This is a genomic window from Micromonospora sp. NPDC049301, from assembly GCF_040678715.1.
Classification (GTDB): Bacteria; Actinomycetota; Actinomycetes; order Mycobacteriales; family Micromonosporaceae; genus Micromonospora.
On record NZ_JBFAQO010000006.1, the window covers coordinates 380,944 to 404,891 of the forward strand.

A 23,948-nucleotide genomic window follows, 5' to 3' on the forward strand; every position below is an offset into this window, starting at 1 on the left:
CGAGGACGCCGCAGGCATGCTGCCGAGGCGTTGCGGCAACGGCTGGCCGCCGTAAGAATCGATCGCTACGGTGCATCGGTGGCCCGTGTACAGCTCAGCGCCGAGATGGTGGTCGATGGTCGTGTTCCGCAGGCGTTGGCGCTGTCGCCGGACGGCAAGTGGGTCGCCTACCTGGTCGCCCCGGTCGCGCGGTCTGGTGTTCACCCGGTCAGCGAACTCTGGGTCGTCGCCGTCGACGGGACCGGGTCTCCCCGACGATTGACCTCGGGTGAGGCGTACGAGTCGGCGCCGCGGTGGGCTGCGGATTCGCTGTTGATCTACTTCCTCTCCGACCGGCCCGAGCGTGGCACGGCGCAACTGCACCGGGTGGGTCTGGTCGACGGTGTCGTGGAGGCGGTCACGTCCTGGGCCGGTGGGGTGTCCGGGCACCTCCCACTAGCCGATCCGGCCCTTGCCGTGGTGATCGCAGCCGATGAACCGTCCGCTGAGGACGAACGTCGGTACAGGGAGCGTGACGACGCTCGGGTGTGGGGTGAACACGTACGCCCGGACCGGCTGCGGCTGCTCGACGTACGGAGCTGGGAGGTCAGGACGCCGGCTGCGTTCGGCGATCGCCATGTCGTCGAGGTAGCCCAGCGGCCCGACGATGGGATGCTGGCGGTACTGACCTGGTCGACCCCCGACGTGGACCCGGGTCTGATGGAGCCCGGCCTCCACCTGCTCGACCCGGACAGCGGCGTGACGCGGGACCTCGGCCCGGCAGCGGCGGACGCGTCGTCGCTCGTCTGGTGGTCCGCCGACGACGGCTGGCACCTGGCATACGTCGCGAAGACCCCGCCAGCTCTGGTGGGCGGACAGGCTGTTCTCGATGTCGCCGTGCCGGTGAGCGGGCCAGTGGGCGAGCACCGCAATCTGACCGCCGGCACGACCGTCTGCCCGAGCAACCTGGTTCAGGTCGACACCGGTCCGCCTCTGGCACTGGTTGTCGGCGGGCTCGATACCGGGATCCACCGGCTCGATCCGGTCCGGCGCAACCTCGTCGAGCTGTCCCGAGTCGACGGCCTCGCGGCGTCTTTGACCACTAACCGGCACGGTGACGCCGTCGCGGCGGTGATCAGCACGTCCTACGAGCCCGGAAACGTCCACGCCGGCCCTACCTGCGGGCCCCTGACGAGGCTGACTGACCTCAGGCCCGAACTCCGCACCATCCGGTGGGGTGTCCAGGAACGCTTGTCATACGAGGCACCCGACGGGCTGGCCCTCGACGGCCTGCTGATCCTGCCCGCCAGCCGGTCTCACAAGGACGGGCCCTTTCCAATGGTGACACTGGTCCACGGAGGCCCCTACGACCGGCACGCCGACCGGCTCATGCTCCGCTGGGATCCGTCCGGCCAGTGGCTGGCAACCGCGGGCTACGCCGTGTTTCTGCCGAACCCGCGCGGCGGCCAAGGGCATGGCCACGACTTCGCGGTGCGCGTCGCCGGTGCGGTCGGCCTCGATGAGTGGACCGACATCCGCGCCGGCATCGACCTGCTCATCGCCGACGGCGTAGCCGACCCGGACCGGCTGGGCATCGGCGGCTGGAGCCACGGCGGGTTCATGGCCGCCTGGGCGGTCGGGCAGACCGACCTGTTCAAGGCCGCCGTGATGGGGGCCGGCATCAGCGACTGGGGAATGCTCGCCGCAACCGGAGAGGCGGGGCCGTTCGAGGCCGCCCTGGGCGGTAGCAGCGGCTGGGAAGGAACGGGTCCACACCGCCACGACAAGCTCAGCCCGATCTCGTACGCCTCCAAGGTCCGCACGCCGGTGCTGATCCTGCACGGCGAGAACGACACGAACGTTCCGGTATCCCAGGCGGAGTTCTTCCACCGCGCGCTACGCAGGTTCGGGGTCGAGCACGAGTACGTCGTCTATCCCCGAGAGAACCACTCGATCCGCGAACGCAACCACCAACTCGACGTGCTCCGCCGCACCCGCGCATGGTTCGACCGGTGGCTCGGATGACCCAACGTCCGACCGCCACGTAGCAGGTTGGTCACCGGAGAAGCCCTTGATGACGCGACGCATCCGCGCGGCGGCCCACGGGCGACGTCCTATTCGGGTGACGTGTTGTACCGGTCGAGCGTCGCCTTGGACGTGGAAGCATCTCGGAAGTCAGTGGCTATGTGGTGCCGGGATACCACTCGATCCCGGATCGAGCGCGATCTTGGGGGAGCGCGCAAGCCACGTAACGGCGATGGCATTGTCTCTGCTGGGCGTGGTTGGCGCACGGTCGAGCAGGAGAGACGGCGGTACGCAGAGAATTGGCTGTGGTCCTGCTCCCCGGTGTCGATACCATGCGCCTGTGGACATTGACCGAGTTCGACGTCGTCCGCTGCACCGTCTCGCCGAGCTGCAGTGGGCCGGCTGGCTGAGCCTGCACGTGCTGCTGTACCTCGGTCTGTGGCTGGCGGGATTTGTCGTCTATGTCCTCATGGATCTGCCCCCGGGCCGGGCACTCGCCGAACACCTGCTGTTGATAATCATCGGGATCATGTTCCTCGCCCCGCTGTGGGCGCTCCTGAGCGTCGCCGCCACCTTCTGCCTGGGAGTGCTGCGTCTGTTGTCGGACGTCCGCTGGTACTGGTTCAGGTTGGCCGCGATCCTGCTCTTCGCCGCGCCGTTTCCCCTCTTTGTGCTCAGCGCCTACGGTCCGCAGAAAGCTCTGCCCGTGGCAGCCGCCCAGGTGCTGATGGCACTGCTCATCGTGCAGCCCAGGACGGATCCAGGAGGCTGGGCGAACCAGGTTCCCGCCCTGGAGGACCGTCGGTGGTAGCCGAACGGACCGGCGCGGAACGTCGAGCCGTTCCACGTGCTGCCCGACGGCGTGGTCGGTCAGGAGGCTCGACGTGCCGAGCCCAGGTGTCGAATGCTGCTCACCGCAGGTGGGTGCGGAGGAAGTCGAGTTCCAGCGGGAGCAGTCGCTCGGCCGTGCCGTTCGCGGCCATGTGCGTGGCCCCGGTCAGCGGCAGCACGGCGTGCGGCCGGCCGCTGTTCAGCAGGGCCGCGGAGAGCCGGAGCGTGTGCGCGGCCACCACGTTGTCGTCGGCCAGGCCGTGCACCAGCAGCAACGGCCGCGCCTGATCCGGGCCGGTGACCGGCTCGGCGGCCAGCTCGACCAGCGAGTGGTGCGCGTAGATGTCCGCGCCGTCCTCGGGCAGCCCCAGGTAGCGCTCGGTGTACGCGGTGTCGTACAGCGCCCAGTCGGTCACCGGGGCGCCCGCGATGCCGCACTTGAACAGCTCCGGGTGGCGCAGCACCGCCAACCCGGCCAGCCACCCCCCGAACGACCAGCCGCGCACCGCCACCCGTTCCAGGTCCAGGTCGGGGTGCTTGCCCGCGAGCGCGGTCAGCGCGTCCACCTGGTCGGTCAGGATCACGTCGGCCACCCGCCGGTGGATCGCCTTCTCGAACGACGGCGCCACTCCCGGCGTACCCCGGTTGTCGATGGTGACCACCGCGAACCCGGCGTCGGCCCACCACTGGCGCTCCAGCCACGCCGCCCGGGCGGCCACCACCTCCTGGTGCCCCGGGCCGCCGTAGACGTCCAGCAGCACCGGCAGCCGCCGGCCCGTCACGTGGTTGTCCGGGTAGAGCACCGCCGCCGGCAACCGCCGGTCGGTCACCCGTTCCAGCAAGGGCAGCGGCGAATACGGCGGGGTGGCGGCCAACGACCGCAGCTCGGCCAGCTCCCGGTCGCCGCGGCGGACCGTCCACCGCACCCCGGCGTGGTCCAGCGACGCCACCCCGACCGCCAGCACGTCCCCGCCGACGGCAGCGGTGTGCCAGCCGGAGTCGGTGGTGAGGCGGCGAGCGTCCACTCCGCCGCCGATGGTGGTGCGAACCCGGAACAGGTGCCGCTCGCTCGGCTCGCCGTCGCTCGCCTCGACCAGCAGGTCGGCCGGGCCGCTGCCGTTGGGCAGCCGGCCCACCACCCGCCGCACGTACAGCGACGGCGGGGTGAGCAGGGTGCCGTCGGCGAACAGGCACCGCGCGTCGTACCCGTCGTGGGCCAGCTCGCCACCGACCAGCACCCGGCCGTCCGGCAGGTGCGCCGGTGTGCCGGCGATCGGCTCGACCCAGCGCGGATCGGCCAACTCGGCGTGCACCTGCGTCTCACCGGTCCGCGGGTCCACCGCCAGCACCAGACCGTGCTGCTGCGAGCGGCGCAGCACGGTGATCAGCGGGCTGCCCTCAACCCAGCTGACCCCGGTCAGGTACGGGTAGGTCTCCCGGTCCCAGTGCACGTCGACCCAGCCGTCGTCCAGGTCCAGCAGGTGCAGGCTGACCTCCGCGTTGGGCCCACCCGCCCGGGGGTACGCCACAGCGGTCGGCGGGCTCGCCGGCTCGGCCGGATCGTGCAGGTGCCAGCGGTCCAGCCGGGACTCGTCGACCCGGGCCGCGAGCACCGAGCGGCCGTCCGGCGCCCACCAGTAGCCGCGGAACCGCCCGAACTCCTCCGCCGCGATGTGCTCGGCCAGCCCCCAGCTCACGCCGGCGTCCTCGCCGGCCAGCAGCGTGTCGGTGCCGTCGGCGTCGATCACCCGCAGCTCACCCCGGCGGACGCCCTCGGCCGCGTCGGTCACGTACGCCAGCCGCTGCCCGGTCGGGTCCGGCCGTGGGTCCAGCACCGGACCGACGGTGGCCACCTCCACCACGTCGCCGTGCACCAGGTCGGCCCGGAACAGCCGGCCGGCCAGCGCGAACACCGCCACCCGGCCGGCGGCGTCCAGCGCGTACGAGCCGATGCCGGCGGCGCTGAGCCGCAGCCGCTCGCGCAGCGCGCGCTCGCCCGGCGAGAGCGCCCGGGCGTCGCCGTCGGCGCCCAGCAGGGTGGCCGGATCGGCGACCAGCCGCTCCTCGGCGGTGGCCACGTCGAGCAGCCAGAGCGCGTCCGCCGGATCCTCCGGGCCGGCGGAACGCAGGAAGATCACTCGGGAGCCGTCCTCGGCCACGGAGACAGCACGCGGCGCGCCGTGGCTGAACCGGCGGGTGCGGGCGGCCAGCTCCGGAAAGTCCACAGGCCAAATCGTAGAGGCGCGCCGGGCGTGATGTGGCCGACCTGGGCGGACCCGTTGACGGCTGCCGGCCGGAACCGCCGGTTAGAGTGACCGTCGTGACGATGCTGCCCGACCGCCGCCTTCTGCTGGTCCACGCGCACCCCGACGACGAGTCGATCGGCACCGGCTCGACGATGGCCCACTACGCCGCCGCCGGCGCGCACGTCACGCTGGTGACCTGCACCCTCGGCGAGGAGGGCGAGATCCACGTACCGGCGCTGGCCCAGCTCGCCGCCGCCCAGGCTGACCAGCTCGGCGGGTACCGGATCGCCGAGCTGGCCGCCGCGTGCGCCGCGCTCGGCGTCACCGACCACCGTTTCCTCGGCGGCGCCGGCCGCTACCGCGACTCCGGGATGATGGGGCTCGCGACCAACCAGCACCCCCGCGCCTTCTGGCAGGCCGACCTCGACGAGGCCGCCGGGCACCTGGTGGAGGTCATGCGTGAGGTCCGCCCGCAGGTGCTGATCACGTACGACCCGAACGGCTTCTACGGTCACCCCGACCACATCCAGGCGCACCGGGTGGCGATGCGCGCCGTCGAGTTGGCCGCCGCCGAGGGCTGCGCACCCGCCAAGGTCTACTGGACGGCCATGCCGCGCAGCGTGCTGGAAGCCGGCATGGAGCACTTCGCCGAGTCGTCGGACAACCCGTTCGCCGGCATCGAGGACATCGCCGACCTGCCCTTCGGCACCCCGGACGACCAGATCGCCGCCCGGATCGACGCCACCGACCAGCACACGGCGAAGGAGGCCGGCATGCGGGCGCACGCCACGCAGATCCCGGCCACCTCCTGGCTCTACTCGATCGCCGGCAACTTCGGGGGCGAGTTCATGGGCGTGGAGTTCTTCACGCTCGCGGTCGGCGAGAAGGGCCCGGGCGCCGGTCGGTACGGCTGGGAGGACGACCTCTTCGCCGGGCTGCCCGAGGAGAACGCCCCGGACCGGCTCTCGGTCGCGGCGGCGGGTCTCCGGTGACCCTGCCCGCCGCTCCGATGCCCGTCCTGGAAGGCGAGGACGCCCCGCCCCCGGCGGGGCCACCGCCGCGCCTGCTGGACCTGAGCCTGCGGCTGGCCGGCGCGATCGTCGTGGTGGTGGCCGGGGTGCTGACCGGGGTGCTGGAGCTGTTGCTCTCCACGGTCCGGGTCGGCGGGCAGCTGATCGGCGTGTCGGCGTTGCTCGCCGTCGGGGCCAACATCGCGCTGAGCTGGTTCGCGCACGAGGCGGTCGGCCGTCGGTGGGCGGTGGCGCTGCCCGCGGTGCCGTGGTTCGCGCTGATGGCGGTGGCCGCCGTCCGGACCAGCGAGGGCGACCTGCTGCTGGCCGGCGACAACTGGGTCGGCCTGGCCATGATCGTGGCCGGCGCCATGACCTTCGCGGTGATGGGCTTCCGGCAGATCCTCGCCCCGCCCCCGGCACTCGGCGGCTGATGACGCCACCCAGGTACGGGTGGTAGATATTCCTGCCAGGGATTGCGGCCCCGAAACGGGGCGTACGGCAGGAGGTCGTGCGATGGACGGACGGTGGCGTGACGTCGGGGTGCTCGCGGGAGCGCTGTTCGCGGTCAACGTGGTCGCCCGGCTGATCATCCGGCTCGGCTTCGACGGTGACGACACCGTCGCCGACCGGGTGTCGCTGGGGATGTTCGTGGTGATCGGGCTGATCCTGGCCGTGGTCGCCTTCCGCTGGGGGCGCCGTCGGCCGCTGGCCGCGTGGGCGGCCGACGTGGCCGTCGCGGTGCTGGTGGCGATGGCGCTGACCGTGCTGGTCGGGCCCCTGCTCGTCGGCCACAACCCGTTCGCTGGCGGGGCGGGCACGTTCTTCGCCCAGATCTGGCTCTACCTGCTCGCCAGCGGTGCCGGCGTGCTGATCGGGTACCTGGTGCTCACCGCGCTCGGCCGCGACCACCGCTCGCAGCAGCTCAAGCGGTACGCCGAGGTCAAGACCGCCAAGCCGCGCCGGGTCGTCCGCCGCTGAGCCGGGTCGCCGGCCGGCCCGGTGCCGGGCGGGCCGCGACCGCCCGGAGGCGGCGGTGACCCACTCGATAACCACGAAGTCGGGGTGTCCCGCCGAGGCGGACGGGCCGATTTCCCCGACTCTGAGTCGATCATGCGCGGAGCGGCGTCCGGCTCAGTGCGGCGCGACCCGGGTCAGGTAGGTGTGGTGGGTCGTGAAGCCGAGCCGCTGGTAGAGCGCCACCGCTGCGGAGTTGCGCTGCTCGACCTGGAGGAAGGCGTGCGTCGCGCCGGCCGAGACGCCCCAGTCGGCCAGCGCCGCGATCACCGCCCGCGCCAGCCCCTGACGACGCGCCTCCGGCAGCACCTCGATCAGGCTCAGCCCGAGCCAGCGGCCCTGCCCGGTCACCGTGCCCCGACCGGTCGCCACCAGCGCGCCGTCGGCGTACACGTGGGCGAAGCGCACCTGGTCCACGGCGCTGAGCACGTGCCGTGCGGCGTCCGGCAGACCACCCTTTCGCCCGGCGGCGATCGCCAGCCACGCCGCGGACGGCGCGGCCACCAGCTCGACCACGGCTTCGGCGGCCGCCGTGCCGGCCCCGGCGGCCGCTGATCCAACCCCGGCGGCCGCCCTGCCGGCCCCGGAGTCAGCCAGCGGGAGCGGTGCGGTCTGTACCAGCGTCGGCGGTCGGCTGCCCCAGCCCCGGCTGTCCAGCTCGGCGCCGACCGGCGCGGCGAGCGGCAGCGGTGTGTTGATCAGCGCCGGTCGGCCCTGCTCGGCGTACCAGCGCTCGACCGCGTCCACCGCTGCCGGCAGCGGCCGGTCCGGATCGCCGATCGGCAGCGCGGAGTTGGCCCGCCCGGTCCAGCCGTCGGCGGCCCGGAGCAGCCAGTCGCCGAGCCGGCCCCGTGTCGGCGCCGGCCACGCCTCGTCGGCGGCCCGCTCGAGCGCCACCACCGCGGCGGCGGTCGGTCGGCGGGTCGGCGGCACCCGTTTGGCCCGGTGCACCTGCGCCACCGGGACCCGCAGTCGACCCTGCGCGGTGGCCAGCGTGAGATGAGTCTCGCTCAGCTCGACCAGCTCGCCCAAGGCGTCCGAGAAGAGCGGGCGGCCTTCGCGAATCCCCACAATCCGGCGGACCACGATCCGGTGTCCCACATCCTGCTGTCGGAGCACGATCGACCCCCTCCCCGGCGAGATACTAGGCTCTAACCGTCGCGGGAGATCGCGGCGTGTCTTGCGGAGGAGAAGACCGGTGACCTACATCATCGCCGAGCCGTGCGTGGATGTGCTCGACAAGGCATGTATCGAGGAATGCCCGGTCGACTGCATTTACGAGGGCAACAGGATGCTCTACATCCACCCCGACGAGTGCGTCGACTGTGGTGCCTGTGAGCCCGTATGCCCCGTGGAGGCGATCTTCTACGAGGACGACGTCCCGGAGCAGTGGAAGGACTACACCGGCGCCAACTACGAGTTCTTCGAGGACCTGGGCTCGCCCGGGGGCGCCTCGAAGATCGGCAAGGTGGAGAAGGACGCCACCTTCGTCGCCGCGCAGCCGCCGCGCGGCGAGGGCCACTGAACCGGCCCGCGCCGGTCTCGTCACGGCTGCCCGAGTTCACCTGGGACACCCTGGACGCCGCGGCCACCCTGGCCGCGGCGCATCCGGAGGGTCTGATCAACCTCTCGATGGGCACGCCGGTCGACCCGGTGCCCGAGGTGATCAGGCGGGCGCTCGCTGACGCGTCCGACGCTCCGGGCTACCCGCTGACCGCCGGCACACCGGCTCTGCGGGACGCGATCGCGGCGTGGGTCGCCCGGGCCTGTGGCGCCGGGGTCGACGGTCTCGGCGTGTTGCCGACCATCGGCTCCAAGGAGCTGGTCGCCTGGCTTCCCACCCTGCTCGGCATCGGTCCGGATGACGTGGTGGTGGTGCCGTCGATCGCGTACCCCACCTACGAGGACGGGGCCCGGCTGGCCGGCGCGACCGTGGTCCGCGCCGACTCGCTCACCGCGGTCGGGCCGACCTCCCGGGTACGGCTGGTCTGGGTCAACTCGCCCGGCAACCCGACCGGCCGGGTGCTGCCCGCAGCCCACCTGCGCAAGGTGGTCGACTGGGCCCGCGAACGCGGCGCGGTGGTCGCCAGCGACGAGTGCTACCTGCCGCTCGGCTGGTCGGCCGAGCCGGTCTCGGTGCTGTCCCCGGAGGTCTGCGGCGGCGACTACGCCGGGGTGCTCGCCGTGCACTCGCTCTCCAAGCGGTCCAACCTCGCCGGCTACCGGGCCGGGTTCGTGGCCGGTGACCCGGCGCTCGTCGCCGAGCTGCTGAAGGTCCGCAAGCACGCGGGCATGATCGTGCCCGCCCCCGTGCAGGCGGCCATGGTGGCCGCTCTACAGGATCAGCGGCACGCCGACGAGCAGCGGGAGCGCTACCGCGCACGGCGCGAGGTGCTGACCGCCGCGTTCACGGGCGCCGGCTTCACGGTCGAGCACTCGGAGGCCGGCCTCTACCTCTGGCTCACCCGGGGCGAGGACTGCTGGCAGACGGTCGACTGGCTGGCCCGGCGGGGCATCCTGGTCGCCGCCGGGGTCTTCTACGGCCCCACGGCCGACCAGCATGTCCGGGTGGCGCTGACGGAGTCCGACGAGCACGTCGCCGCGGTCGCCGGCCGGCTGCGGGCCTGACCCGGGCCCGGCGATGACCGGCGAGACGACCGGGCGGTACGCCGGAGTGCGGGCGGCGGTGGTCGGCACCGGTCTGATCGGCGGCTCGGTGCTGCTGCGCCTGGCCGACGCCGGTCTGGACGTAGCCGGTTGGGATCCTGACCCGGCGACCCGCGAGCGGGCCCGAGCCCGGGGGATGGCGGCCCCGACCACGGTCGAGCAGGCCGTGGCCGGCCGGGACGTGGTGTTCCTCTGCGGGCCACTGCCCACCATCCCCGAGACGCTGGCCCGGGTTGCCGCCGCGACCGCGCCGGGCTGCGTGCTCACCGACGTCGGCAGCACCAAGGCCGAGGTGACCGATGCGGCCGACCGGCTCGGGCTGACCGACCGGTTCGTGCCCGGCCACCCGATGGCCGGTGCGGAGTCCGCCGGCCTCACCGCTGCCTCCGCGACGCTGCTGGCCGGTGCCGCCTGGGTGCTCTGCCCGGCACCGGGCGCGGCGACGCACAGCTTCCGCTGGCTGACCGGGCTGCTGGTGGAGCTGTTCGCCGCCCGGGTGGTACCGATGTCCGCGCCGGCGCACGACTCGGCGGCGGCGCTCGCCTCGCACGTGCCGCACCTGCTGGCCGGGGCGCTGGCCGGCGCGGCGCAGCGGGCGCCACTGCGCGACGCGGTGCTGGCGCTCGCCGCGGGCAGCTTCTCCGACGGCACCCGGGTCGCCGGCACCCCTGCGGAGCGGACCGCGAACATGCTGCTCGGCAACCGGGCCCGGGTGCTGCACGAGCTGGCCGAGGTGAGCGCATTCCTGGACGGGCTGGCAGCCGCGCTGCGGGCCGGTGACGCGGCGGCGCTCACCGCCCGGTACGCGGAGGCCGCCGCGGCCCGGTCGGCGCTGCTCGACCCCCGGTACGCCGCGCAGGACCGGGAATTCCCCGCCGATGGTGACCATGCCGGCGAGGTGACCTGGCTGCGGGGCCTGGGCGAGACGGGCGGGCACCTGACCGGGTGCCGGGTCGGAACGACAACGGTCTCCTACACGGCGTTGCGCCCGGTGGCTGACTAGGCTCAGAGGCATGGCAGTGGATGGCCCGGTGGTGCAGGTGCGGGGCGAGGCGTACCGGGAGGTGCCGCCCGAGCTGGCCCGGTTCGCGGTCACCGCGACGGCCCGGGACCGGGACCGGGAGGCCACCCTGACCCGGCTGGCCGAGCGGGCCGCCGCCGTCCGGGTGCTGCTGGACGGCGCGGAGCCGGTCGTGACCCGGCGGGAGACCGGCGACCTGCGGGTCCGGCCGGAGACGCGACGTTCGGGCGAGCGGGTGGTCGCCTGGCACAGCAGTGTCACCACCACGGTCACCGTCACCGACTTCACCGCCCTCGGCGAGCTGATGCTCCGGCTCGCCGACCAGGACCAGGTCGAGGTGGCCGGTCCCTGGTGGGAGCTGCGCCCGGACAGCCCCGCCCACCGCGAGGCGCGGCACGCCGCGATCAGCGACGCGCTGCTGCGCGCCCGGGAGTACGCGGAGGCGCTGGGCGCGAGGGTCACCTCGCTCATCGAGCTGGCCGACGCCGGCCCGGGCGACCGCCCGATGTTCGCCCGTGCGGCGTACGCCACGGGGGGCGGCGGTGGGCCGGAGCTGGAGTTGGATCCGCAGCCGCAGACCGTCCAGGCGGCCGTGCAGGCGCGGTTCACCATCAGCGAACCGGTTCTGAGCTGATGCCGCCGGCCCGGGTGCTCTCCGTCGACGAGTTGGTCGCGCGGGCGCGCGCGCTGGCCGAAGCCGGTCCGCGGCAACTGCTCGGCATCGCCGGCGCGCCGGGCGCCGGGAAGTCCACGTTGGCCGAACAGGTTGTCGCCGGGGTCGGTCCGACCGCCCGGCTGGTGCCGATGGACGGCTTCCACCTGGCGCAGTCGCAGCTTGTCCGGTTGGGCCGCGCCGAGCGCAAGGGCGCGGCGGACACCTTCGACGCCAACGGGTTCGTCTCGCTGCTGCGCCGGATGCACCGGCTGGAGCCGGCCTCGGTCTACGCGCCGGAGTTCCGCCGGGAGCTGGAGGAGGCGGTGGCCGGGGCGATCGAGGTGCCGCCGTCGGTCCGGCTGGTGGTGACCGAGGGCAACTACCTGCTGCTGTCCGACGACCCGTGGCAGGAGATCCGGCAGCTGCTGCACGAGGTGTGGTTCCTCGACCTGGACGCCGAGGTGCGGCAGCGTCGGTTGGTCGCCCGGCACGAGGCGTTCGGACGGTCGCCGGAGCAGGCGCGGGCCTGGGCGCTGGGCAGCGACGAGTCCAACGCCTCCCTGGTCACCGGCACCGCCGACCGGGCCGACCTGGTGGTCCGCCTGCCCGAGCCGCCTCTGCCCTGACCCGCGCGCCGGCCGGGGGCACGCGGCGCCGGTCAGTCCAGTTGGCGGACGGGCCGGGCCGGGTTGCCGACCGCCACCACGTTGGCGGGCAGGTCCCGGGTCACCACGGCACCCGCGCCGACGACGGTGTTCGCGCCAATCGTCACCCCGGCCAGCACGATCGCGCCGCCGCCGAGCCAGACGTTGTCGCCGATGGTGATCGGCTTCGCCGCCTCCCACTTGTCGCGCCGCGGCCCGGGTTCCACCGGGTGGGTCGGGGTGAGCAACTGCACGTTCGGTCCGACCTGGACGTCCGCGCCGAGGGTGATCGGAGCGACGTCGAGGAAGACCGCGTTGTAGTTGACGAAGCTGCGTGGCCCGATCCGGATCTGCCAGCCGTAGTCGCAGTAGAACGGTGGGCGGATCCAGGTGCCCTCGCCCAGCTCGCCGAGGAGCTCGCGCAGTGCCGCGAGGCGAGCCTCCTCGTCCGCCGCCGGGCTGGTGTTGAAGCGTTCCATCCGGCGGGCGGCCTGGTCCAGGTCGCCGATGATCTCGGGATCGTCGGCGAGGTACGGCTCACCGGCGAGCATCCGGTCCTTCATGGAGGTCACCCGGTCGATGATGCCGGGTCCGACCGGGTACGGGTTGGTTGGTCCGTCACTTTTTCGACTTCCTTATGCATACCCGGTATGCAATCCTGACGATGGTCAATGCGTCTCCTGTGATAACGACGCTCCATCGAGGAGGATCCGTTGCATCGAAGTAGCAGAATGGCCGCCGCCGCCGTAGTCGCCCTCTTGCTGGGCAGTCCGGCCGTTGCCGTCGCCGCCCCGCCGACCACCACCCCGGACGCCGTCGCCCGCACCGCGACCGACGCCGCGTCTCCGAGCACCACCGTCACCCTGCTCACCGGGGACCGGGTCACCGTCACCGCGTCCGGGTCCGCCGCCGTCCGCCCGGGCCCAGGGCGTACCGACATCCGCTTCCTCACCACCCGCGACGACGGGCACCTCACCGTGCTGCCGCAGGACGCCCTGCCGCTGGTCCGCGCCGGCCGGGTCGACCGGCGGCTGTTCGACGTGACCGGGCTGATCGCCGCCGGCTACGACGACGCCCGCCGCGACCACCTGCCGGTGCTGGTCACCGGCGAAGCGGGAGCCCGCCGGAGCGCCGCCGCTCCCGCCGGCCTGGAGGTCACCACGCAACTGCCCGCGATCGGCGGTGTCGCCGCGAGGGCGGACAAGCAGCGGACCGCGACGGTCTGGGCGGCGCTCACCGGCGCCGGCGTCCGGGTCGGCACGGCGGGGGGTGCCGACCGGATCTGGCTCGACGGTCGCCGGCAGATCACCCTGGACCACAGCGTGCCGCAGATCGGCGCACCGGCCGCGCACCAGGCGGGCTTCACCGGCCAGGGCGTCCGCGTCGCGGTGCTCGACACCGGCGTCGACGCCGGCCACCCCGACCTGGCCGGCCGGGTCGCCGAGGCGCGCAACTTCACCGAGGCCACCGACACCCGTGACACCGTCGGTCACGGCACCCACGTCGCCTCGATCATCGCTGGCAGCGGTGCCGCCTCCGGTGGGAAGTACCGGGGCGTCGCCCCGGACGCCACGCTGCTCGCCGGCAAGGTCTGCGAAGAGGGAGGCTGCTCGGAGTCGGCGATCCTGGCCGGCATGCAGTGGGCCGCCGTCGACCAGCACGCCGACGTGATCAACATGAGCCTCGGTGGCCGGGACACGCCGGACGTCGACCCGCTGGAGGCGGCGGTCGAGTCGCTGACCGCGCAGACCGGCGCGCTCTTCGTGATCTCCGCCGGCAACGACGGCACGGACGGCTCGGTCGGCTCGCCGAGCACCGCGGACGCCGCCCTCTCGGTCGGCGCGGTGGACCGTGACGACGCGCTGGCCGACTTCTCCAGCCGGGGTCCCCGGGTGGGCGACGGCGGGCTGAAGCCGGACCTCACCGCGCCCGGCGTGGAGATCGTCGCCGCTCGCGGCGAGGGCACGCTGCTCGGCGAGCCGGTGGGGGAGGCGTACGTCTCGCTCTCCGGCACCTCGATGGCCGCGCCGCACGTCACGGGCGCGGTGGCGCTGCTCGCCCAGCAGCACACCGGCTGGGCGGCGGCCCAGCTCAAGGCCACCCTGATGGCCTCGGCGAAGCCGCACCCGGCGCAGACCGCCTTCCAGCAGGGCGCCGGACGGGTCGACGTGGCCCGGGCGATCACCCAGCGGGTGGTCAGTGAGCCGGTCAGCGTCTCCTTCGGGCAGCCGGCCTGGCCGCACGGCGACGACACCCCGATCACCCGGGAGGTCGACTGGCGCAACGACGGCCCGGACCCGCTCACCCTGGACCTGACCCTCGAGGTGACCGGCCCGGACGGCCAGCCGGCGCCCGCCGGCATGTTCACCCTCGGCGCGAGTCAGGTCACCGTGCCCGCCGGCGGCACCGCCGGCACCACCGTCACCACCGACACCCGGCTCGGCACGGACGGCTACTGGACCGGCCGGATCGTGGCCCGTTCCGGGTCGGCGGTGGCGGTCACCCCGGTGGCGGTGAACCGGGAGGTGGAGAGCTACCAGCTCACGGTGCGACACGTGGACGCCACCGGTGCCGCCGCCACCGACCACATCACCGCGCTGGTCGACCTGGCCACCTTCGCCACCCACGACCTGTACGACCCGGACGGCACCGTCGACACCCGGATCCCCAAGGGCCGCTACGGGCTCGTGAGCCTCCTCTTCGCCGAGGACGGGGTCGCGCAGCTGGCCCAGCCGGAACTGGTCTTCGACCGCGACACCACGGTCACCGTCGACGCACGGAAGGCCCGGCCGGTGCGTACCGCCGTACCGGAGCCCTCGGCCGTGCCGTCGCTGGTGGACATCGGGGCCAACTGGGTCATCGACGACGGCTACTACGGGTTCGGCGTGCTCGCGCTCGACTTCACCGGGCTGGCCACCGGGCACCTCGGCCGGGCGGTCTCCGGTGACCGGTTCTTCGCCACGCTGGCCAGCCAGTGGGCGCAGCCGGAGGTTCCCAACAGCCCCTACCTGTACGCGCTCGCCGAGAAGTTCCCCGGCCGGATGCCGACCGGCTTCGACAAGACCTACCGCAGTCGCGAGCTGGCCAGCGTCACGCACCAGTTCCGGGGCGGCTATCCGGGCCTGATCGCGGAGCGGGTCGTCTTCCCGCACCTCGACCCGGACCTGGGCGGTTGGGCGACCGTCCAGCCCACCACGGTGCCCGGGCAGCGGGTCGAGCACTACAACACCCGCGGCTTGCGCTGGTCCTCGGAGCTGACGTTCGGGGTGCCCACCCAGGACGGGTGGACCGAGACGAAGGCGGTGCTGGTGGCCGAACCACGGGCGTACCGGGCCGGCCGGCACACCCGGGAGAGCTGGAACAGCGCACCGTACGGGCCGTCCTTCCCGGCGCCGCGCTGGCCGGGCCAGGGCGTCACGCGACTGGGTGACGAGATCCAGGTGGATGTGCCGCTGCACAGCGACGCCGAGGGGCACGCGGGTGGTTCGCTCGCCGACACCGCGCGGACCGCGCTCTACCGCGACGGGGTGCTGGTCGGCGAGCTGCCGGAGCCGGGTTACGGGCAGTTCACGGTGCCTCCCGGTGCCGCGAACTACCGGCTGGAGGTCTCGTCGAAGCGGAGCCTCTCCGATCTCAGCACCGAGGTCAGCACGTCGTGGACGTTCCGGTCCGGGCACGTGCCCGGTGAGGACTACCGGCCGCTGCCGCTGTCCGCCATCCGGTTCACGCCGCCGCTCGACGAAACCAATGCCGCCCGAGCCGGCCGGACCCTGGTCATCCCGGTGCAGGTGCAACGGCAGCCCGGCGCGACCGGATCACGGCTGGCCGGGTTGACCGTGGACGTCTCCTACGACGGCGGCCAGAGCTGGCAAGCCGCCCAGGTCCGGCACGGCGGGCACGGCTGGACGGCCACCGTCCGGCATCCCGCCGGGGCCGGCTACGCGTCCCTGCGGGCCACGGCCCGGGACGCCGCCGGCAACACGGTGACCGAACGGATCATCCAGGCGTACCGGCTGCGCTGAGGCGTACCCGTCGGGTCCGTGGCCGTGCGCCGCGGACCCGGCGGGTGCCGTCAGTCGTTGGCGTGCAGGGCGGCGTTGAGCTCGATGCCCCGGCCGGTACGCGGCCGGGCCTCCAGCGCGCCGGTGACCGAGTTGCGCCAGAACAGCAGGCCGTCGACCCCGGACAGCTCCCGGGCCTTGACCACCCGGCCGTCCGGCAGGGTGATCTTCGAGGCGGCCGTGATGTAGCAGCCGGCCTCGACCACGCAGTCGTCGCCGAGCGAGATGCCGACGCCGGCGTTCGCGCCGATCAGGCTCCGCTCACCGATGCTCACCTTCTCGGTGCCGCCACCGGACAGCGTGCCCATGATCGAGGCGCCACCACCGACGTCGGAGCCGTCGCCGACCAGCACGCCCTGCACGATCCGGCCCTCCACCATCGAGGTGCCCACGGTGCCGGCGTTGAAGTTGACGAAGCCCTCGTGCATCACGGTGGTACCGGCGGCCAGGTGGGCGCCGAGCCGGACCCGGTCCGCGTCGGCGATCCGCACACCGGAGGGCACCACGTAGTCGGTCATCCGGGGGAACTTGTCCACCCCGTACACCGCCAGGTGGCGGCCGGCGGCCCGCTCGATCACCCGCAGCTCGTCCACCCGCTCCGGCGGGCACGGCCCGGCGGAGGTCCAGGCCACGTTGGCCAGCTTGCCGAAGATGCCGTCCAGGTTGACCTGGTTGGGTCGGACCAGGCGGTGCGAGAGCAGGTGCAACCGGAGGTACGCGTCCGGGGCGTCCTTGATCGGGTCGTCCAGCGAGCCGATCACGGTGACCACCTGCACGGTACGCAGACCGGGCAGCGGCCGGTCGCCGAGCGCGGCCGGCGGCAGGTCGAGCACGTCCGTCTCGTCCTCACCGGCGACCAGCGGCAGCTCACCCAGGCCCAGCTTGCCGGTCGGGTACCAGGTGTCGAGCACCTGCTCGTCGGCCGTGACGGTGGCCAGGCCGATGCCCCAGGCGGGATCTGCGGACGTCACTGTTTCACCTCTCGGTCGCGGCCGGGCTGGCCTCTGCTCACGACGGCGGGGCTCGCAAGCTCACTCCTCGCGCTCGCCCCGGGGCCCGCAAGCTCGCTCCTCGCGCTGACAGACCTGAAGGTACCGTGCGAACCATGGAGAACCCGCTGACCCCCGAGGTCCTCGCCGATCCGGTGGCGCTGACCCGCGCCCTGGTCGACATAGAGTCCGTGTCCCTCAACGAGAAGGCGATCGCCGACTTTGTCGAAGAGGTACTGCGGGGCGTACCGCACCTGACCACCCACCGGCACGGCAACACCGTGATGGCACGCACCGACCTCGGCCGCCCGCAGCGCGTCGTGCTGGCCGGGCACCTGGACACGGTGCCGCTGAACAACAACTTCCCGTCGACCATGCGCGGCGACCTGATGTACGGCTGCGGCACCTCCGACATGAAGTCCGGGGTCGCGTACGCCCTGCACCTCGCGGTGACCCTGCCCGAGCCGCGGTACGACGTCACGTACTTCTTCTACGAGGCCGAGGAGATCGAGTCCCGGTACAACGGCCTGAACCTGGTGGCGCAGGCGTACCCGGAGTGGCTGGAGGCGGACTTCGCGGTGCTGCTGGAGCCGACGTACGGCATCGTCGAGGCGGGCTGCCAGGGCACCATGCGGTCGACGGTCACCACCACCGGGGTACGCGCCCACTCCGCGCGCTCCTGGCACGGGGTCAACGCCATCCACGCCGCAGGCGAGGTGCTCCGCCGCCTTCAGACGTACGAGGCGCGCCGGGTCACCATCGACGGCTGCGACTACCGCGAGGGCATGAACGCGGTGCGGATCCACGGTGGGGTGGCCGGCAACGTGGTGCCGGACGGGTGTGAGATCGAGGTCAACTACCGGTTCGCCCCGGACCGCACCCCGGCCGAGGCGGAGGCGCACCTGCGGGAGGTCTTCGCGGGCTTCGAGCTGGCCGTGACCGACGTGGCGGCCGGTGCCCTGCCCGGGCTGGAGGCGGCCCCGGCGAAGGAGTTCCTGGCGGCGGTCGGCGCGGCGCCGATCGGCAAGCTGGGCTGGACGGACGTGGCCCGGTTCGCGGCCATGGGCATCCCCGCGCTGAACTTCGGCCCGGGCGACCCCAACCTGGCCCACCACCCGGACGAGCACGTCGAGATCACCAAGATCCGCGACGGCGCCGCAACCCTGCACCGCTGGCTGGCCCCAGCCTGACCCGACCCCACTCCTCGCTTCGGGTGATCAAGAGGTTTGCGTCAGCCGGGCCCGTTGTCGGCGACGCAAACCTCTTGATCAGCTCCGGACGGGGTAGGGGAGAGGGGATGGCGTTCGTCCAGTTGGCGGGTGCGGCGGCGTTCGGCCACCACGTCTCGGATCCGCCGCTGCATCTGGCGACGGATCCGGATCATCTCGCTGTTACTGATCACGCTGTCTCCTCCCCCGAAGGCGCGCGCCGGGGCATACCCGGTATGTGAATAGTAAGACGTACGAGCGAGCCGAATAGTTGCCCAAGACTTCGAACTATTTCTTGGCGTCCCCGGTCCGCAGCGGCAACTGTCGGGTGGACCACTACGGTTGCTGCATGAGCCAGAGCAACGGGCGGGAGGCCGGCCGCGGTCCCGGACAGGAGCGGCACCGGGGTGCGGTCACGCTGCGTCGTGGGGCGATTCCGAGCAGCACCGCCGACCAGCGCCTGCTGGACTCGCGCGGGCGGGGCGACTGGAAGACCAGGGACGCCTGGCGGGCGCTGCGCATCCTCTCCGAGTTCGTCGAGGGCTTCGACACGCTCGCCGACCTGCCGCCGGCGGTCAGCGTCTTCGGCTCCGCGCGCAGCGGACCGGACACCGTCGAGTGCCGCATGGCCGAGCAGCTGGGCGGCGCGCTGGCCCGGGCCGGCTACGCGGTGATCACGGGTGGCGGACCCGGTGTGATGGAGGCCGCCAACCGGGGCGCCAGCGAGGCCGGCGGGCTCTCCGTCGGGCTCGGCATCGAGCTCCCGTTCGAGCAGGGCATCAACGAGTGGGTCGACCTGGCCATCGACTTCCGCTACTTCTTCGCCCGCAAGACCATGTTCGTCAAGTACGCCCAGGCGTTCGTGGTGCTGCCCGGTGGGTTCGGCACCATGGACGAGTTGTTCGAGGCGCTCACCCTGGTGCAGACCGGCAAGGTCACCCGGTTCCCGGTGGTGCTGATGGGCGTCGACTACTGGCAGGGCCTGCTCGACTGGCTGCGCGGCACGATGGCCGCCGGCGGCAAGATCGGCCCGGTCGACCTGGACCTGATCTGCCTCACCGACGACGTCAACGCGGCGGTCCAGCACATCATCGAGGCCGAGGCGGCGCTCTCCGCCGAGCAGGAGGCTGTCCGCGACGAAGCCGTCGCCCGTACCGAGGCCGACCAGCGGGCCGCGGCGGAGCAGGCGGCCGACCAGTCGCGGGAGGGCTGATGGCCGCGATCTGTGTCTTCTGCGCCTCCTCCCGCACCCTCGACCAGCGCTGGCTGGACCTCGCCGCCGAGACCGGCGCGGAGCTGGCTCGGCGCGGGCACACGCTGGTCAGCGGCGGCGGCTGCGTCGGCATGATGGGGGCGCTGGCGGACGGCGCCCGGGCCGCCGGTGCCCGCACTCTGGGCGTGATCCCGCAGGCGCTGGTGGACCTGGAGGTCGCCGACCTGGCCTCGGACGAGCTGCTGGTGACCGACTCGATGGCCACCCGCAAGACCCTCATGATCGACAAGTCGGACGCGTTCCTCACCCTGCCCGGCGGGCTGGGCACCCTGGACGAGCTGTTCGAGGTCTGGACCACCGCCACCCTCGCCCTGCACACCAAGCCGATGGTGCTGATCGACACCGACGGTTTCTACCGGCCGCTGCTGGACTGGCTCGGCGCGCTCGCCGACCAGCACTTCCTCAAACCGGCCGGCCTCGATCTCCTCACCGTGGCCGATTCCGTCCCCGCCGCCCTGAACGCTCTGGAATCCCGCCTGACCTGACCCACCCCCCCACCCCCCAGCCCCCAGCCCCTGTCGATCATGAAGTTAGCGGTGCGGTCGTCGGCGTGTCGCACCGCTAACTTCATGATCGACGGGGCTGGGCTGGGCTGGGTGGGGCGGGGCGGGGTGGGGTTGGGCGGGTGGGTGGGCGGGGGTGGGTTGGTGTCGTATGGGCGTGATGGGATGAGCTGATGCAGGCGTACCGGTTGGTGCGGCGGTCCGGGGGGCCGGCGCGGGGGGACGGGGGCGCGGCTTCCGGCGGCGTCGAGCCCGTCGCTGCCGGCGCGTCTGACGGCCGCACCCTGCCCACCGGCGGAGCCGTGGCCACCGGCCGTGGTGGCGGTGGGGAGGAGCGGGCGTCCGGGGCGGCCGTTGGTGACGCGGGCCGGCGGGCCGATGCGGTGCAGGCAGAGGTGGTCGGGCACACCGACGGGCCGATGCTGGTGCTCGGCGGGCCGGGCACCGGCAAGACCAGCACCCTGGTCGAGGCGGTCGCCGCCCGGGTGGCCGAGGGGGTCGATCCCGAACGCATCCTGGTGCTGACCTTCGGCCGTCGAGGCGCCACCGCACTACGCCAGCGCATCGAGGCGCGGGTGGCGCAGGACGGCCCCCGAGTGCTGCGGGAGCCCCTGGTGCGCACCTTCCCGGCGTACGCCTTCGGGCTGCTCCGTCGGGCCGCCGCCGAACGGGGCGAGCCGTCGCCCCGCCTGCTCACCGGTCCCGAACAGGATCTGATCATCCGCGAGCTGCTCGACGTGGTGGGCGAGGAACCCGAGGACGACCCGGTCGGCTGGCCGACGGACCTCCGCCCGGCCCTGCGGACCCGGGCCTTCGCCGGTCAGCTGCGCGACCTGCTCATGCGTGCCGCCGAGCGCGGCATCGGCCCGGTCGACCTGGCCCGACTCGGCGAGAAGCTCGGCCGCGCCGACTGGCCGGCCGCCGCGCGCTTCCTGCGGGAGTACGTCGCGGTGCTCGCGTTGCGCGACGTCAGCAACCGGGGCTCCATCGCGTACGACCCGGCCGAGCTGGTCCGTGCGGCCACCGGGTTGCTGCGCGACGACGAGGAGCTGCTGGCCGCCGAGCGCCGCCGGCTCGCCCACGTGTACGTCGACGAGCTGGCCGACACCGACCCCGCCCAGCTCGACCTGCTCTCGGTGATCGCCGGTGGCGGCAAGCCGCTGGTCGCCTTCGCCGATCCGGATTCCTCCACGTACGCCTTCCGCGGCGCAGACCCCGCCGGGGTGGCCACCTTCCCGCACCGGTTCCGGACCGCCTCGGGGGCACCGGCGGCGCAGGTGCTGCTGAGCACGTCCTACCGGGCCGGGCCGGGCCTGCTCGCCGCGATCGCCCGGCTGGGCCGCCGCCTGCGGGGTCCGGCGGCGCACCGCCGACTGCACCCGCTGCCGGATGCCCCGTCCGGTGTGGTCGAGGTGCACACGTTCCGCTCGGCGACCAGCGAGGCCGCCTGGCTGGCCCACGCGCTGCGCTCCGCCCACCTGCTCGACGGCGTGCCCTGGTCACGGATGGCGGTGCTGGTTCGGTCCACCGCGTTGCAGCTGCCCACCCTGCAACGGGCGCTGCACGCCGCCGGCGTACCCACCGTGGTGCACGGCGAGGATCTGCCGCTGCATCTGCAACCCGCGGTGGCCCCGCTGCTGCTCCTGCTGCGCTGCGCGTTGGAGCCGGCCCGCCTGGACGAGGAGGCGGCGGTCGCGCTGCTGCACTCGCCGCTGGGCGGGGCCGACCCGCTGGCGGAGCGGCGGCTGCGGCAGGGCCTGCGCGCGCTGGCGCTGGCCGGGGGAGACCGGCGCCCGTCCGGCGAGCTGATCGTCGAGGCGTTGGGTGACCCGGCCGAGCTGGCCGGCATCGAGCGGCGGTGGGCGGAGCCGGCGCAGGCGGTGGCCGGGCTGCTGGCCACCGCCCGGGCCGCCGCCGCCCGGCCGGGCGCGACCGCCGAGGACGTGCTCTGGGCCGTCTGGCACGCCAGCGGGCTGGCGGAACGCTGGGCCGGCGCGATCGGTCAGGGGCGACCGGCGGCCGGCGAGGGAGACCTGGCCCGGCGGCGGCGGGCCGAGGCGGCCGACCGCGATCTGGACGCCGTGCTCGTGCTCTTCGACGCGGCGGCCCGGTTCACCGACCGGCTTCCCGGCGCCCGCACCGAGGTCTTCCTCGACCATGTGCTCGCTCAGGACCTGCCGGCGGACACCATCGCGCCGACCGCCGACCGGGGTGCGGCCGTCCGGCTGCTCACCGCGCACGCCGCGAAGGGCCTGGAGTGGGACCTGGTCGCGGTGGCCGGGGTGCAGGAGGGCATCTGGCCGGACCTGCGCCTGCGCGGCAGCCTGCTCGGCTCGGAGCGACTGGTCGACGTGCTGGCCGGTCGGTCGGTCGGCGGTGCCACCGCGGCGAACGTGGTGGGTCAGACCTCGGCGTTGCTGGACGAGGAACGCCGGCTCTTCCACGTCGCCGTCAGCCGGGCCCGACACCGGCTGCTGGTCACCGCCGTGGCGTCCGCCGCGGTCGGTGGCGACGACCACGAGGAGCAGCCCAGCCGGTTCCTGCACGAGCTGGCCCCCGCCGCACCACCCAACCCACCCGCCGGCACCGGGCCGGTCGACCCGCCCGGTCCGCCCGGCCCGCGCACCGGCCCGCACACCAGCGGTCCCGCAGGCGGCGGCTCGGCCGAACACGCCGGCAGCGGCACCCCGACCGCGCACACCGAGCGTGGCGTGCCCGCCGTCGTGCCCACCGGCGCCGACGGTGCGGCGGTGGGGGAGGACGGCGACAGTGAGCCCGACCGACCCGGTGCGCTGCCGGTCACCCGGCCGCCCCGGGCGCTCACCCTGCCGGCGCTGGTGGCCGAGTTGCGTACCGCGATCACCGACCCGGCCGCACCGGCGTTCCGGCGGCGCGCCGCGGCGGCCGAGCTGGCCCGGCTCGCCGCCGCCGGTGTGCCCGGCGCGCATCCCGACGACTGGTGGGGGCTGCGGGCGCTCTCCGACGACCGGCCGCTGGTCGATGACGGGGAGCCGGTGCGGGTCACCCCGTCGGCGATGGAGAGCGCGTTGCGGTGCAGCCTGCGCTGGCTGCTGGAACGGCACGGCGGCAGTGCTCCCGCCAGCACCGCGCAGGGGGTGGGCAACCTGGTGCACGCCGCCGCGATGCTCGCCGAGGACGCCAGCGCCGACCGGGGCGCCCTGCTCGACTACGTGGCCGCCCGGTTCGACGCGATCGAGCTGGCCGCCCGGTGGATGGCCGGGCCGGAGCGGGAACGCGCCGAGGCGATGGTCGACAAGCTGCTGCGCTGGCTGGCCACCAACCCGCGCCGGCTGCTCGCCATCGAGCACGAGTTCGCGGTCCGTCTGGACGACCCGCACCGGCCCGTGGACCTGACCGGTCGGGTCGACCGGCTGGAGGTGGACGAGGCCGGGCGGCTGGTGGTGATCGATCTGAAGACCGGCAAGTCCACCGCGGTCACCGGCACTGACCTGGCCGAGCACCCGCAGCTCGGCGCCTACCAGGCCGCGGTGGAGGCGGGGGCGTTCGCCGAGTTCGGCGACGAGTCCGGAGGCGCCGCGCTGGTGCAGCTCGGCACCTCCGCCAAGGACGCCAGGGAGCAGAACCAGCCGGCGGCCGGCGAGGGCCCGGCGGCTGGCTGGGCGACCGCGCTGGTCCGGCGGACCGCCGATACGATGGCAGCTGCCACGTTCGCGGCCGTGGCCAACTCGAAGTGCCGGGTCTGCCCGGTGCGTACCAGCTGCCCGGTCTCCGGGCAGGGGCGCCAGGTCGTCGAGCCGCCGACCACCCGCGGCAGCCGTGCGGGCGAGGAGTGAGCGT

20 protein-coding genes are annotated in these 23,948 nt (G+C 73.7%); 16 read left to right on the plus strand and 4 right to left on the minus strand.

Going from position 1 to position 23,948, the window contains the following annotated elements:
• Positions 1 to 105: 105 nt before the first annotated feature.
• Both AB0K07_RS20495 and AB0K07_RS20500 read left to right on the plus strand, forming a co-directional pair.
• The gene (locus tag AB0K07_RS20495) at positions 106 to 2,004 is read left to right on the plus strand and encodes a S9 family peptidase (RefSeq protein WP_363757172.1); all 1,899 of its coding nucleotides are present in this window, start codon (positions 106 to 108) and stop codon (positions 2,002 to 2,004) included.
• Between the two features lie 340 nt (positions 2,005 to 2,344).
• Entirely contained in the window at positions 2,345 to 2,815 is a 471-nt protein-coding gene (locus AB0K07_RS20500) for a hypothetical protein (RefSeq protein WP_363756990.1), read from the plus strand.
• 100 nt (positions 2,816 to 2,915) lie between these two features.
• Here the strand turns inward: AB0K07_RS20500 and AB0K07_RS20505 are convergent, their stop codons facing one another.
• A complete protein-coding gene (locus AB0K07_RS20505) occupies positions 2,916 to 5,060 on the minus strand; it encodes a prolyl oligopeptidase family serine peptidase (protein WP_363756991.1) in 2,145 nt (714 codons plus the stop codon).
• Positions 5,061 to 5,146: 86 nt separating this feature from the next.
• Here AB0K07_RS20505 and mshB point away from each other — a divergent pair, with 86 nt between their 5' ends.
• The 3 genes from mshB (at position 5,147) to AB0K07_RS20520 (ending at position 7,072) form a co-directional block, all read left to right on the plus strand.
• A complete protein-coding gene (gene mshB, locus AB0K07_RS20510) occupies positions 5,147 to 6,073 on the plus strand; it encodes an N-acetyl-1-D-myo-inositol-2-amino-2-deoxy-alpha-D-glucopyranoside deacetylase (protein ID WP_363756992.1) in 927 nt (308 codons plus the stop codon).
• Positions 6,074 to 6,090: 17 nt separating this feature from the next.
• Positions 6,091 to 6,525 carry a hypothetical protein gene (locus tag AB0K07_RS20515; RefSeq protein ID WP_363756993.1) on the plus strand — a complete coding sequence of 145 codons (435 nt, stop codon included), beginning with the start codon at positions 6,091 to 6,093 and terminating at the stop codon, positions 6,523 to 6,525.
• Positions 6,526 to 6,607: 82 nt separating this feature from the next.
• Positions 6,608 to 7,072: a hypothetical protein gene (locus AB0K07_RS20520; protein WP_363756994.1), complete on the plus strand. Its 465-nt coding sequence runs from the start codon at positions 6,608 to 6,610 to the stop codon at positions 7,070 to 7,072.
• Positions 7,073 to 7,225: 153 nt separating this feature from the next.
• On the opposite strand, the gene AB0K07_RS20525 is transcribed toward AB0K07_RS20520, so the two are convergent.
• Positions 7,226 to 8,227, minus strand: coding sequence for a GNAT family N-acetyltransferase (locus AB0K07_RS20525; RefSeq protein ID WP_363756995.1), 1,002 nt, complete (start codon positions 8,225 to 8,227; stop codon positions 7,226 to 7,228).
• A 79-nt stretch (positions 8,228 to 8,306) separates the two neighbouring features.
• Here AB0K07_RS20525 and fdxA point away from each other — a divergent pair, with 79 nt between their 5' ends.
• From fdxA to AB0K07_RS20550, 5 genes are read left to right on the plus strand one after another with little or no spacing between them, the layout of a single operon-like run.
• A complete protein-coding gene (fdxA, locus tag AB0K07_RS20530) occupies positions 8,307 to 8,633 on the plus strand; it encodes a ferredoxin (RefSeq protein WP_007464872.1) in 327 nt (108 codons plus the stop codon).
• Entirely contained in the window at positions 8,630 to 9,736 is a 1,107-nt protein-coding gene (gene dapC, locus AB0K07_RS20535) for a succinyldiaminopimelate transaminase (RefSeq protein WP_363757173.1), read from the plus strand. Before fdxA ends, dapC begins: the two co-directional genes overlap by 4 nt.
• A gap of 13 nt (positions 9,737 to 9,749) precedes the next feature.
• Entirely contained in the window at positions 9,750 to 10,778 is a 1,029-nt protein-coding gene (locus AB0K07_RS20540; protein WP_363756996.1) for a prephenate dehydrogenase/arogenate dehydrogenase family protein, read from the plus strand.
• Between the two features lie 10 nt (positions 10,779 to 10,788).
• Positions 10,789 to 11,430, plus strand: coding sequence for an SIMPL domain-containing protein (locus AB0K07_RS20545; protein ID WP_363756997.1), 642 nt, complete (start codon positions 10,789 to 10,791; stop codon positions 11,428 to 11,430).
• The gene (locus AB0K07_RS20550; protein WP_363756998.1) at positions 11,430 to 12,077 is read left to right on the plus strand and encodes a nucleoside/nucleotide kinase family protein; all 648 of its coding nucleotides are present in this window, start codon (positions 11,430 to 11,432) and stop codon (positions 12,075 to 12,077) included. The genes AB0K07_RS20545 and AB0K07_RS20550 overlap by 1 nt, the downstream gene beginning before the upstream one ends.
• 32 nt (positions 12,078 to 12,109) lie before the next feature.
• Here the strand turns inward: AB0K07_RS20550 and AB0K07_RS20555 are convergent, their stop codons facing one another.
• On the minus strand, positions 12,110 to 12,667 hold the full coding sequence (locus AB0K07_RS20555; RefSeq protein ID WP_363756999.1) for a sugar O-acetyltransferase: 558 nt from the start codon (positions 12,665 to 12,667) through the stop codon (positions 12,110 to 12,112).
• Positions 12,668 to 12,826: 159 nt separating this feature from the next.
• On the opposite strand from AB0K07_RS20555, the gene AB0K07_RS20560 reads away from it, so the two are divergent.
• Positions 12,827 to 16,117, plus strand: coding sequence for a S8 family serine peptidase (locus tag AB0K07_RS20560; protein ID WP_363757000.1), 3,291 nt, complete (start codon positions 12,827 to 12,829; stop codon positions 16,115 to 16,117).
• Between the two features lie 50 nt (positions 16,118 to 16,167).
• Here the strand turns inward: AB0K07_RS20560 and dapD are convergent, their stop codons facing one another.
• Positions 16,168 to 17,127, minus strand: a complete 960-nt coding sequence (dapD, locus tag AB0K07_RS20565) for a 2,3,4,5-tetrahydropyridine-2,6-dicarboxylate N-succinyltransferase (protein WP_363757001.1) — start codon at positions 17,125 to 17,127, stop codon at positions 16,168 to 16,170.
• 134 nt (positions 17,128 to 17,261) lie between these two features.
• Between dapD and dapE the strand changes: the two genes are divergently transcribed.
• From dapE to AB0K07_RS20590, 5 genes are all read left to right on the plus strand, one after another.
• Positions 17,262 to 18,335, plus strand: coding sequence for a succinyl-diaminopimelate desuccinylase (gene dapE, locus AB0K07_RS20570; RefSeq protein ID WP_363757002.1), 1,074 nt, complete (start codon positions 17,262 to 17,264; stop codon positions 18,333 to 18,335).
• A gap of 107 nt (positions 18,336 to 18,442) precedes the next feature.
• Entirely contained in the window at positions 18,443 to 18,595 is a 153-nt protein-coding gene (locus AB0K07_RS20575; protein ID WP_363757003.1) for a hypothetical protein, read from the plus strand.
• Positions 18,596 to 18,702: 107 nt separating this feature from the next.
• Positions 18,703 to 19,566, plus strand: coding sequence for a TIGR00730 family Rossman fold protein (locus tag AB0K07_RS20580; protein ID WP_363757004.1), 864 nt, complete (start codon positions 18,703 to 18,705; stop codon positions 19,564 to 19,566).
• Positions 19,566 to 20,111, plus strand: coding sequence for a TIGR00730 family Rossman fold protein (locus tag AB0K07_RS20585; RefSeq protein WP_363757005.1), 546 nt, complete (start codon positions 19,566 to 19,568; stop codon positions 20,109 to 20,111). Before AB0K07_RS20580 ends, AB0K07_RS20585 begins: the two co-directional genes overlap by 1 nt.
• A gap of 191 nt (positions 20,112 to 20,302) precedes the next feature.
• On the plus strand, positions 20,303 to 23,944 hold the full coding sequence (locus tag AB0K07_RS20590) for an ATP-dependent DNA helicase (protein ID WP_363757006.1): 3,642 nt from the start codon (positions 20,303 to 20,305) through the stop codon (positions 23,942 to 23,944).
• The last annotated feature ends 4 nt before the right edge of the window (positions 23,945 to 23,948 follow it).

Excerpts from the sequence above, each read along its gene's own strand:
- AB0K07_RS20495 (WP_363757172.1), top strand. The coding sequence starts at position 106 with ATGGTGGTCGATGGTCGTGTTCCGCAGGCGTTGGCGCTGTCGCCGGAC.
- AB0K07_RS20515 (WP_363756993.1), top strand. The coding sequence starts at position 6,091 with ATGCCCGTCCTGGAAGGCGAGGACGCCCCGCCCCCGGCGGGGCCACCG.
- AB0K07_RS20520 (WP_363756994.1), top strand. The coding sequence starts at position 6,608 with ATGGACGGACGGTGGCGTGACGTCGGGGTGCTCGCGGGAGCGCTGTTC.
- AB0K07_RS20540 (WP_363756996.1), top strand. The coding sequence starts at position 9,750 with ATGACCGGCGAGACGACCGGGCGGTACGCCGGAGTGCGGGCGGCGGTG.
- AB0K07_RS20545 (WP_363756997.1), top strand. The coding sequence starts at position 10,789 with ATGGCAGTGGATGGCCCGGTGGTGCAGGTGCGGGGCGAGGCGTACCGG.
- AB0K07_RS20550 (WP_363756998.1), top strand. The coding sequence starts at position 11,430 with ATGCCGCCGGCCCGGGTGCTCTCCGTCGACGAGTTGGTCGCGCGGGCG.
- AB0K07_RS20560 (WP_363757000.1), top strand. The coding sequence starts at position 12,827 with ATGGCCGCCGCCGCCGTAGTCGCCCTCTTGCTGGGCAGTCCGGCCGTT.
- dapE (WP_363757002.1), top strand. The coding sequence starts at position 17,262 with ATGGAGAACCCGCTGACCCCCGAGGTCCTCGCCGATCCGGTGGCGCTG.
- AB0K07_RS20575 (WP_363757003.1), top strand. The coding sequence starts at position 18,443 with ATGGCGTTCGTCCAGTTGGCGGGTGCGGCGGCGTTCGGCCACCACGTC.
- AB0K07_RS20580 (WP_363757004.1), top strand. The coding sequence starts at position 18,703 with ATGAGCCAGAGCAACGGGCGGGAGGCCGGCCGCGGTCCCGGACAGGAG.
- AB0K07_RS20585 (WP_363757005.1), top strand. The coding sequence starts at position 19,566 with ATGGCCGCGATCTGTGTCTTCTGCGCCTCCTCCCGCACCCTCGACCAG.
- AB0K07_RS20590 (WP_363757006.1), top strand. The coding sequence starts at position 20,303 with ATGCAGGCGTACCGGTTGGTGCGGCGGTCCGGGGGGCCGGCGCGGGGG.